This window comes from Pseudomonas sp. NPDC087697 (genome assembly GCF_044743155.1).
Classification (GTDB): domain Bacteria; phylum Pseudomonadota; class Gammaproteobacteria; order Pseudomonadales; family Pseudomonadaceae; genus Aquipseudomonas.
Window position 1 is genome coordinate 41,376 of record NZ_JBIUVW010000047.1, and the last position, 10,676, is coordinate 52,051.

Sequence of the window (10,676 nt, forward strand, 5' to 3'; positions counted from 1 at the left end):
CAACCATGCCGCCGACTTGCTCGCTTTGATCCGGGTGGACCAAAAAGATGATTTCGTAATGACGCATGAATGCTCCTTACGGGTTGTAGCCTGCCGCTCAAAAGCGGTCAGACAAGGAGTGAATGACACTTATGGACTTGCCGGCGATAGACACATGCGTGCCTGCCGTCACAGCAAGGGGCGCAATTGTAGAGAAGGGACAGAGGAGGTGCAAGGCAATTGGTGATTATTTGAACAGTTCGTTCACACCACCAATCTTTGCCATAGCAGAAACCACTGTGGGAGCGGGCTTGCTCGCGAAAGCGGAGTGTCAGTCAATATTGATGTCGACTGGCACACCCTCTTCGCGAGCAAGCCCGCTCCCACATTTTAGATTTGCAGCAGATCAGGACTTTTTGGCGGTTCCGGCGGCTTTTACGCCGCGCTGGCGCAAGGCCTCGAACAGGCACACTCCAGTAGCCACGGAAACGTTGAGACTGCTGACACTACCCGCCATCGGCAGGCGCACCAGATAGTCGCAAAGATCGCGAGTCAGGCGGCGCATCCCGCTACCTTCCGCACCCATGATCAGGATGGTCGGACCGGTCAGGTCCTGCTGATATAGATCCTGCTCAGCCTCGCCCGCCGTACCGACGACCCATAAGCCACGCTGCTTGAGTTTTTCCAGGGTGCGCGCCAGGTTGGTCACGGCCACCAACGGAATCACTTCAGCGGCGCCACAGGCGACTTTACGTACAGTCGGAGTCAGGGTGGCTGACTTGTCCTTCGGAACGATCACTGCCAATGCACCCGCCGCGTCGGCAGAACGCAGGCAAGCACCGAGGTTGTGCGGATCGGTCACGCCGTCGAGCACCAACAGCAGTGGCGCACCTTCGGTACGGTCGAGCAGCTCGTCGAGCATTGCCTCGCCCCAGACCTGACTAGGACTCACGTCCGCCACCACACCCTGGTGCACGCCTTCAACCCAGGCATCCAGCTCACGACGCTCGGCCTGACCAACCGCAACGCGGTTTTCGTTGGCCAGCTCGATCAGTGTCTGAACGCGTGGATCACTGCGGCCTTCGGCCAGCCAGATCTGCTTGACGCGTTTCGGGTGATGACGCAGCAATGCTTCTACGGCATGCACGCCGTAGATTTTTTCCAACTGACTCATGACTTGGCCTTAGGTTTACGCGCCCCACCGCTTTTGGCTGGAGCCGAGCCCGCTTTTGGCGGGCCTTTACGGTGTTTACTCGGTTTGGCTGGCTTGCCGCCGGAAGCCTTTTCAGGCGCCGACCGTCCGGCCTTTCCCCCAGACGCCGCTTTACCGCCGCTCTTCGCTTCGGCCAGCAACGCCTGCTTCATTTCACGACTTTTACGTACTTCGGCGTTTTTCGCGGCAGCATCGCTTGGGCGATAAGCCTCGACCGCTTTTTCCTTCACGGAACCACGACGACCGGTTTTCGCCGGCGCAGGTTCAGCAGCCGTCCTGGCAGCAGGAGCCGAGGTTTCTGCGCCACGCTTCTTGCGGCCAATCGGCGCGCTGATGGTTTTTTCAGCCATCTCGAAGTCGATCTTGCGCTCGTCCAGGTCAACCCGCATCACACGTACTTCGACGGTATCGCCGAGGCGGAAGCTGCGACCGGTACGCTCACCGGCCAGGCGGTGATGCACAGGGTCGAAGTGGTAGTAGTCACCCGGCAAAGCGGTCACGTGGACCAGACCTTCGACGTAGATGTCCGTCAGCTCGACGAACAGACCAAAACCGGTTACGGCGGTGATCACACCCGGGAACGACTCGCCCACGCGATCTTTCATGAACTCGCACTTGAGCCAGTTCACTACATCGCGGGTCGCTTCGTCGGCACGGCGTTCGCTCATCGAGCACTGCTCGCCGAGCTGCTCCAGCGCCGCCTCGTCGTACGGATAGATACGCGCTTTCGGAATGGTCATCGCCCCGGCACGACGCACATGTGGCGTGTCCTGCTTGGAGTGGATGACACTGCGAATCGCCCGGTGCGTGAGCAGGTCCGGGTAACGGCGAATCGGCGAGGTGAAGTGGGTATAGGCTTCGTAATTCAGGCCGAAGTGGCCCTGGTTATCAGCGCTGTACACCGCTTGGCTCAAGGAACGCAGCATGACGGTCTGGATCAGATGGAAATCCGGACGATCCTTGATCCCGGCCAGCAGCGCCTGATAGTCCTTGGGCGACGGACCGTCCTTGCCTTTGTGCAGGGACAGGCCGAGCTCGCCGAGGAAGGCGCGGAGTTTTTCCAGGCGCTCCGGTGGCGGACCATCGTGAACCCGGTACAGCGCAGGGATTTCGTGCTTTTTCAGGAACTCGGCGGTGGCCACGTTGGCCGCCAGCATGCATTCCTCGATCAACTTGTGAGCATCGTTGCGCACGGTCGGAGTGATTTCGGCGATCTTGCGCTCGGAACCGAAAATGATTCGGGTTTCCTGCGTTTCGAAATCGATCGCGCCACGCACGTGACGGGCTGCCAGCAACACCTTGTACAGCGAGTAGAGCTGCTTGAGGTGCGGTACGACGTCAGTGTATTCACCACGAAGCTGACGAGCTTCGGTGGTTTTCGGCTGCTCCAGCATCGCGCTGACCTTGTTGTAGGTCAGGCGGGCGTGCGAGTGAATCACTGCTTCGTAGAAGCAGTAATCGGTCATCTCGCCGGATTTGGAGATAGTCATCTCGCAAACCATGGCCAAGCGATCGACGTGCGGGTTCAGCGAGCACAAGCCGTTGGACAGCTGCTCAGGCAGCATCGGCACCACGCGCTCGGGGAAGTACACCGAGTTACCGCGAACCTGGGACTCGGTATCCAGCGCTGAACCGATCTTCACGTAGCTGGAAACGTCGGCAATCGCCACGTACAACTTCCAGCCGCCGGAGAACAGGCGCAGCTTGCCCGGACGCGCTTCGCAATACACCGCATCGTCGAAGTCGCGAGCATCTTCGCCGTCGATGGTAACGAACGGCAGATGACGCAGGTCGATGCGTTTTTCTTTGTCTTTCTCTTCGACTTCCGGCTTGAGCTTCGCGGCTTCCTTGAGCACCGCTTCAGGCCAGACGTGAGGAATGTCGTAGGTACGCAGGGCAATATCGATTTCCATGCCCGGCGCCATGTAGTTACCGACCACTTCCACCACATCGCCTTGCGGCTGGAAACGTGGGGTCGGCCAGTGCGTGATCTTCACTTCAACGAATTGGCCGATCTTGGCGTTGGCGTTACGACCCGGGGTGACCAGCACTTCCTGCTGAATCTTCGGGTTGTCGGCAACCACAAAGCCGATGCCGCCTTCTTCGAAGTAACGACCGACGATGCTTTCGTGCGCACGGGACACCACTTCGACAATCATGCCTTCGCGGCGACCACGACGGTCCAGGCCGGAAACCCGCGCCAGCGCACGGTCGCCGTCGAACACCAGGCGCATTTGCGCCGGGCTCATGAACAGGTCGTCACTGCCGTCGTCCGGGACCAGGAAGCCGAAGCCGTCACGGTGACCGCTGATGCGGCCCAGGATCAGGTCGAGCTTGTCTACCGGCGCGTAAGTGCCGCGACGGGTATAGATCAGTTGAGCATCGCGCTCCATGGCGCGCAGGCGGCGGCGCAGGGCTTCGATCTGGTCTTCTGTGGTCAGACCAAACTCTTCGACCAGTTGCTCGCGGTTAGCAGGCGAACCCCGATCAGCAAGGTGCTGAAGGATCAGTTCGCGGCTAGGAATAGGGTTTTCATATTTTTCCGCTTCACGAGCGGCCTCGGGATCGAGGGACTGCCAATCGGCCATTAGAGAGTTTTCACCTTGTCTATATGCGGGTTAGTTTGGCATAGGCGTAATGAAACGGGAAATTTCAGGCTCCTGGAGGCCCTAAAAGCTCCTTCCTCCGCCTGGAAAGATAGCATTGAGCGCCGCTCGTAAAATTTTCCAGGTTTTTTTGATATCAGGGGTTTACAGTTAAAAGGACGCTCCGTATAGTGCGCGCCATCGACGACGCAGACGCATGTCGATACTGCCCAGATGGTGAAATTGGTAGACACGCCAGCTTCAGGTGCTGGTGACCGCAAGGTCGTGGAAGTTCGAGTCTTCTTCTGGGCACCAATTTCGAGCTTGAGATTAGATCAATTTCAAGGCTCACACAAAAACCCGCGAAAGCGGGTTTTTGCATTCTAAGTGTTTGATTTATTAAAACCAAAACAGGGGTTTACAGATCAAAACGCTCTCCGTATAGTGCGCCACATCAACAGCGGCAACGTTGCTGATATTGCCCAGATGGTGAAATTGGTAGACACGCCAGCTTCAGGTGCTGGTGACCGCAAGGTCGTGGAAGTTCGAGTCTTCTTCTGGGCACCAATTCAAAGTTCAAGGTCAACGATCTTGAATCTCACAAAAACCCGCGAAAGCGGGTTTTTGCGTTTCTGGCTTTCAAATAATTAAAGCCAACTTCATCCCCCGTGGCGAGGGAGCTTGCTCCCGCTGGGGCGCGAAGCGGCCCCCACTCCTTCAGCCAACCACACCGCATCCTCAGAATTTACGACTGCTTCGCAGCCGAGCGGGAGCAAGCTCCCTCGCCACAGAAGATCGGCAGCAAACCCTCGCCCACCCTGCCAAGCGCACTTGAGAAACAATATCGTTTATCATTGTTGCAAGTTTTTGCAATGCGACAGTGAGGAACCCTGCGAATGATGTTTCGAAATACCCTGCGCCGCGGCCTGACCATCACTCTGCTGGGGCTGACCCTGGCAACTCCACTCACCCAAGCCGCCGAAAAGGTTTCCCTGACGCTCTACAACGGTCAACACAAGGAAGTCGGCGACGCTGTCGCCAAAGCCTTCGAAGCCAAGACCGGCATTCACGTCAATGTGCGCAAAGGCAGCAGCAACCAACTCGCCAGCCAGATCGTCGAAGAAGGTAATCGCTCGCCTGCCGACGTGATCTACACCGAAGAATCACCACCGCTGAACAAACTCGGCGAACAAGGTCTGCTGGCGAAGACCGACGCCGCCACGCTCGAAGTACTGCCAAAAGACTACGTTGCCGGCAATGGCACGTGGATCGGCATCACTGCACGGGTCCGCGTAGTCGCCTTCAACCCGAAACTGGTCGACGAAAAAGACCTGCCCAAATCGGTGATGGAGTTCTCCGATCCGAAGTGGCAAGGCAAGGTTGGCTTCGTGCCAAGCAGCGGTGCGTTCCAGGAACAGGCCGTGGCGATCATCAAGCTGCACGGGATGGACGCCGCCGAAGAATGGCTGACCGGCCTGCGTGCTTTCGGCAAGGTCTACAGCAATAACATGGTGGCACTGAAAGCTGTGGAGAACGGCGAAGTCGCCACCGTGCTGGTGAATAATTACTACTGGTTCGCCTTGCAGCGAGAAAAGGGCAAGCTCGACTCGAAACTGCATTACTTCACCGGCGGCGATGTCGGCGGCCTGATCACCGTGTCCAGCGCAGCCGTGCTCAAGTCCAGCAAACACCCGCAAGAAGCCCAGCAGCTCCTCGCCTACATGGCTAGCGAAGAAGGTCAGCGCGTGATCACTCAGACCACCGCCGAATACCCGCTGCGCAAAGGCCTGGAATCGGATCGCGGGCTCAAGCCGCTTAGCGAGCTGCAAGCCCCCGATGTCACCCCGGCCGACCTCGGCAATGCTGAAGCAGCACTGGACCTGGAACGCGACGTTGGCCTGAACTGATGAGCGCATCGCTGACAGCCTCCGCCGCGCGCGGGGGCTATGTGCCGCGGCGTAAACGGCCATCGATCTGGCTGCTGTTGCCAGTGCTGCTATTGGTCTGCCTGAGCCTGCTGCCGCTGTTGTATGTCGGACTCAAAACCTGGCAGGCCGGCTGGGCACAAGCGCTGCACCTGCTGTGGCGGCCATATGTGTTTGGCTTGTTGCGCAATACGCTGCTGCTGATGTTCGGCGTAACGATTGCCTGCGCGATCATCGGCCTGTCGCTGGCCTGGCTGCTGGAACGCAGCAACTTGCCGGGGCGACGTCTGTGGGGCGTGATCCTCTGCCTTCCGTTTGCCGTACCAGCCTTCGTCAGCAGCTTCACCTGGGTTTCCCTGAGCGCCAGTTTCGAAGGCCTGGGCGGGGCGATTCTGGTGATGACCCTGTCCAAGTATCCACTGGTGTTTTTGCCAGTGGCGGCGACTTTGCGCAATCTGGACCCAGCGCTGGAAGAGTCGGCCCGTACCCTGGGACAGAACCGCTGGGGCGTGTTCTTCAAGATCACCCTGCCCCTGCTCTGGCCTTCGTTGCTGGCCGGGGCCCTGCTGATCGCCCTGCACATGCTGGTGGAGTTCGGCGCACTATCGATCATCGGCCTGCAAACCTTCACTACTGCCATTTATCAACAGTTCGAGCTGGAGTTCAGCAACGCCAACGCAGCGATGCTTTCGGCGGTGCTGCTCGCACTGTGCCTGGTTCTGTTGTGGCTGGAGCTGCGGGTTCGCGGCAAAGGTCGGCACGTGCGGATCGGCCAAGGCGCGGCGCGACATGCCGAACAGGTTCGGCTGGGCCCGTGGTCGGTTGCCGGGCAGCTCTATTGTTCGCTGCTGGCGATTATCGGTAGTGGAATTCCTTTGGGCATGCTGGCGTACTGGCTGGCTGTCGGCTCATCGGCAGCCTTCCCGGTGGCGGCGATCAGCGAAGCCTTGCTCTCGTCGCTGGCCTTGTCGCTGGGCGGCGCAGCGCTGTGCCTGGTGCTGGCGGTACCTGTTGGTCTGCTGGTGGTTCGCTACAAGGGCCGATTGGCGCTGTGGGCTGAACGCCTGCCGTATCTGCTGCACGCACTGCCAGGATTAGTGATCGCGCTGACGCTGGTGTACTTCGCCCTGCACTATGTGCCGGCGCTGTATCAGACGTCGGGACTGCTGCTGATCGCTTATGCGCTGCTGTTTCTGCCACTGGCACAGGCGCCGATTCGCACAGCGCTGAACAAGGCGGCACCGCAACTCGAAGAAGCGGCACGGACGCTCGGCGCGTCGTCTTTCAGCGCCTTCGCTCGAGTGACGCTGCCGATCATCTTCCCGGCATTAGGTGCCGCGTTTGCGCTGGTGTTTCTGGATGCAATGAAGGAGCTGACGGCGACGTTGCTGTTGAGTCCAACCGGGCTCAACACGCTGGCGACAGAGGTGTGGGCACATACCGCGAATGTCGAGTTTGCGGCGGCGGCGCCTTATGCGGCGCTGTTGATTCTGGCGTCGGGGTTGCCGGTCTATCTGTTAACAACCCGAATGTATTTGAGCCGTTGAGATTGCCTTCGCGAGCAAGCCCGCTCCCACATTTGATCGCGGTCTAATGTGGGAGCGGGCTTGCTCGCGAAGGGGCCAGTTCAAACAACCCATCAGGCCCTGAACTGCCCCAGACTCGCCTTCAGCTGTGCCGCCAGACTGTCCAGCACCTTGCCGCTAGCCGTGGTTTCCACCACTGCCTGTGCCGAACGCTCAGCCTGGGCATGAATGGTCTCGACCCGCCCACGCACCGCTTGTGCGCCTTTGGCCTGATGCGCCGCTGCCTGAGTCGCCAGACCGATAGCCGCATGTACCTGTTCAACCGAGATCTGCACCGACTGCTGCAAACGCGCACTGTCGCGCAATACCAGCAAACCTTCGCTGGCCTGACGCCCCGCCTGCCCAATCGCCGCCACAGCCTCACGAGCACCTTGCTGCAAGGCCCCGATGTGCGCCTGAATGTCGCCGGTCGAACTTTGAGTCTTGCTGGCCAGCGCCCGCACTTCATCGGCGACTACTGCAAAACCACGCCCGGTCTCACCGGCGCGCGCCGCTTCGATCGCCGCGTTCAGTGCCAGCAAGTTGGTCTGCTCGGCAATCCCGTGAATCACCTCCAGCACCACTTCAATTTGCTCACTCTGTTGCGCCAGACGCTCGATGACTTTGGCCCCGGTATCGACCTGCCCGGCCAATGCTTCGATCAGACTGCCGACCTGCGCTGAAGTACGGGTGTTTTCGTCGGTGGCCTGGCGAATATCCACCACCTGCTGCAACGCCGCCTGCATCGCATGGCTTTCGGCCTGCGCCTCGTCAGCCATTTGCGACAAGGCACGCAAGCTCTCCGCCACCTCATCGCGCTGGGATTTCGCCGCCGCATCGGCGCCGGCATTGCGCTTGGTCATCGCACCGATTTCCACACCGGTGCGCTGAGCCACATCACCCGCCTCGCGAACGATCGGCTGCAACTTATCCACAAAGCGGTTGACCGCCGAAGCCATGTCGCCGATTTCATCCTTGCTGTTGATCTGCACGCGCTTGGTCAGATCGCCCTCACCCGCCGCCAGATCATCCATCGCCGCGATCAGCAGCTTCAGACGATTGACCACCCGCCGCCCGAGCACGACCGCCAACAGCAGCAAGACACCGCAGCCGACCAACGCCAGCGCCATGCCGATCCGCCAGCGCAAAGTCGCCGCCGCGTCCTGAACGGTGCTGGTGGTATTCGCTTTCATTTCGGTGGCCGTGGACTGCGCCGACTGCAAACGCGAACGCATGGCCGTGGCGCTATCGGCAGCAGCGCCCTTGAGGCTGTCACCGACCAGTTGATCACTGCTGGCGATCAGCGCCGAGAAGCGCTTGTCGAGGGCCGCCAGGTCGGTTTCCACCGACGCCGTGGAGACGCCCATCAGCACCTTGCCGATTTCCACGCCATTGGGATTGATCGAGGCTTCGAGGTAGTAGACAGAAGGATCGTTCTTCGCTGCACTCAGCACTTTATCCAGCGCCCGCTCACCCTCGCCTTTTTCCACAAGGGCTGCGTTGATCGGATTTTCCCGGTTCAGGTAGCGGGTCAGGTGCTGGCCGGTAGCGTCGTCGTACACCACGAACAGCACGTTCGGATTGCGCTGGGCGCGACGAGCGAATTCAGACAGGGTTGGAACGTCGCTGTCCCACATGGCGCGAGGTGCGACCGAAGCCAGGAGCTGAGCCATGTCATTGGCGGAGTCCTTCAGGTCCTTTTCCAGGGTTGCACGCAATTGTGCCTGCTCTTCCTTCAGTCGCGAGGACAAACCGGTCGTGAGGCGCTGACGGGTATTGGTGGAAAGGCTGTCAAGACTGGAGGTGACTTCACGCCCGGCCTGCTCAAGTTCGCCAGAGAGTTTCTGGCTATCGATGCCGAGGCGATTGCCCAAGTCAGCTTCCAATGCCGTCACGGTGCTTCGTGTCAGTGCGACAGCCACCAACACTTGCACCAACAAGGCGATACCAAGGGTAACGAACACGGGCCGCAACAACCGGCTTTGTAACAGTGAGAGAACGGCCGACACAGGAAATTCCTCTACTTTGGCGCCATTAAATTGATGGCACTCACGAAGCGATGCTTGTAGCAAAGCTCAAAGCAAAGGTCATGCCGCCCAACAGATATAAACGACAAAGGGCCCGATTAAGGGCCCTTTGTGTTTTACATCAACGACTTATTAAGCGAACGGATGACGCAGAACGATGGTCTCGTTGCGGTCCGGACCCGTCGAAATAATGTCAATCGGCGCGCCGACCAACTCTTCGACGCGTTTGATGTAGTTGCGAGCAGCCTGAGGCAGCTCTTCCAGGGTCTTGGCGCCCAGGGTCGACTCGGTCCAGCCTGGCATTTGTTCGTACACTGGCTCAAGACCGATGTAGCTGTCGGCGTCGGTCGGTGCGTCGATCACGGCACCATCCTGGTTCTTGTAGCCCACGCAGATGTTGATGGTCTCAAGACCGTCCAGCACGTCCAGCTTGGTCAGGCACAGGCCCGAGATGCTGTTGACGTCGATGGCGCGACGCAGGATGACGGCGTCGAACCAGCCGCAACGACGGGCACGGCCGGTGGTAGCACCGAACTCATGGCCTCGTTTGGCGAGGAACGCACCGACGTCGTCGAACAGCTCGGTCGGGAACGGGCCCGAACCGACGCGAGTGGTGTAAGCCTTGGTGATGCCGAGGATGTAATCTAGGTACATCGGGCCAAAACCCGAACCGGTCGCGATGCCGCCAGCGGTGGTGTTGGAGCTGGTGACGTACGGATAGGTACCGTGGTCGATGTCCAGCAGGGAGCCTTGGGCGCCTTCGAACATGATGTCTTTGCCGTCGCGACGCAGGTTATGCAGTTCGGCGGTGACGTCGAGCATCATCGGCTTGAGCAGCTCGGCGTATTCCATACACTCGTCCAGAGTCTTCTGGAAGTCGATGGCCGGCTCTTTGTAGTAATTGACCAGTACGAAGTTGTGGTAGTCCAGCAACTCGCCCAGTTTGGCGGCGAAACGCTCGCGGTGGAACAGGTCACCGATGCGCAGGCCACGACGTGCAACCTTGTCTTCGTAGGCCGGGCCGATGCCGCGACCGGTGGTGCCGATCTTCAGCTCGCCACGGGCCTTTTCACGAGCCTGGTCCAGCGCTACGTGGTAAGACAGGATCAGCGGGCAGGACGGGCTGATACGCAGGCGCTCGCGCACCGGTACGCCTTTCTCTTCCAGCTTGATGATCTCGCGCAGCAGGGCGTCAGGTGCAACCACCACGCCGTTGCCGATCAGGCACTGCACGCCATCGCGCAGCACGCCCGACGGGATCAGGTGCAAGACGGTTTTTTCGCCGTCGATTACCAACGTGTGGCCAGCGTTGTGGCCACCTTGGTAGCGCACTACGGCGGCAGCATGTTCGGTCAGCAGATCAACGATCTTGCCTTTGCCCT

General features: G+C 59.7%; 6 protein-coding genes, 2 tRNA genes and 1 pseudogene. 4 read left to right on the forward strand and 5 right to left on the reverse strand.

Annotated elements, in window-relative coordinates:
- The 3 genes and pseudogenes from ACIPIN_RS24730 to rnr form a co-directional block, all read right to left on the reverse strand.
- Window positions 1-67 (reverse strand): annotated as a pseudogene (locus ACIPIN_RS24730) (30S ribosomal protein S6); the annotation flags it as partial.
- 318 nt (window positions 68-385) lie between these two features.
- Window positions 386-1,153 carry a 23S rRNA (guanosine(2251)-2'-O)-methyltransferase RlmB gene (rlmB, locus tag ACIPIN_RS24735; RefSeq protein WP_347903638.1) on the reverse strand — a complete coding sequence of 256 codons (768 nt, stop codon included), beginning with the start codon at window positions 1,151-1,153 and terminating at the stop codon, window positions 386-388.
- On the reverse strand, window positions 1,150-3,780 hold the full coding sequence (gene rnr / locus ACIPIN_RS24740) for a ribonuclease R (RefSeq protein ID WP_401123303.1): 2,631 nt from the start codon (window positions 3,778-3,780) through the stop codon (window positions 1,150-1,152). The genes rlmB and rnr overlap by 4 nt, the downstream gene beginning before the upstream one ends.
- Window positions 3,781-4,005: 225 nt before the next feature.
- On the opposite strand from rnr, the gene ACIPIN_RS24745 reads away from it, so the two are divergent.
- The 4 genes from ACIPIN_RS24745 to ACIPIN_RS24760 all read left to right on the forward strand — a co-directional run bounded on the left by ACIPIN_RS24745 (window position 4,006) and on the right by ACIPIN_RS24760 (window position 7,249).
- Window positions 4,006-4,092 (forward strand) — tRNA-Leu (locus ACIPIN_RS24745).
- A 165-nt stretch (window positions 4,093-4,257) separates the two neighbouring features.
- Window positions 4,258-4,344: transfer RNA gene (locus ACIPIN_RS24750), tRNA-Leu, on the forward strand.
- A 329-nt stretch (window positions 4,345-4,673) separates the two neighbouring features.
- Window positions 4,674-5,684, forward strand: a complete 1,011-nt coding sequence (locus ACIPIN_RS24755; RefSeq protein WP_401123305.1) for an extracellular solute-binding protein — start codon at window positions 4,674-4,676, stop codon at window positions 5,682-5,684.
- Window positions 5,684-7,249: an ABC transporter permease gene (locus ACIPIN_RS24760; protein WP_401123308.1), complete on the forward strand. Its 1,566-nt coding sequence runs from the start codon at window positions 5,684-5,686 to the stop codon at window positions 7,247-7,249. Before ACIPIN_RS24755 ends, ACIPIN_RS24760 begins: the two co-directional genes overlap by 1 nt.
- A gap of 92 nt (window positions 7,250-7,341) precedes the next feature.
- Here ACIPIN_RS24760 and ACIPIN_RS24765 read toward each other — a convergent pair whose 3' ends face one another.
- Window positions 7,342-9,276, reverse strand: coding sequence for a methyl-accepting chemotaxis protein (locus tag ACIPIN_RS24765; protein WP_401123310.1), 1,935 nt, complete (start codon window positions 9,274-9,276; stop codon window positions 7,342-7,344).
- 150 nt (window positions 9,277-9,426) lie between these two features.
- A partial coding sequence (locus ACIPIN_RS24770) for an adenylosuccinate synthase (RefSeq protein ID WP_401123313.1) occupies window positions 9,427-10,676 on the reverse strand: 1,250 nt, incomplete at its 5' end.

Excerpts from the sequence above, each read along its gene's own strand:
- rnr (WP_401123303.1), bottom strand. The coding sequence starts at position 3,780 with ATGGCCGATTGGCAGTCCCTCGATCCCGAGGCCGCTCGTGAAGCGGAA.
- ACIPIN_RS24760 (WP_401123308.1), top strand. The coding sequence starts at position 5,684 with ATGAGCGCATCGCTGACAGCCTCCGCCGCGCGCGGGGGCTATGTGCCG.
- ACIPIN_RS24755 (WP_401123305.1), top strand. The coding sequence starts at position 4,674 with ATGATGTTTCGAAATACCCTGCGCCGCGGCCTGACCATCACTCTGCTG.
- rlmB (WP_347903638.1), bottom strand. The coding sequence starts at position 1,153 with ATGAGTCAGTTGGAAAAAATCTACGGCGTGCATGCCGTAGAAGCATTG.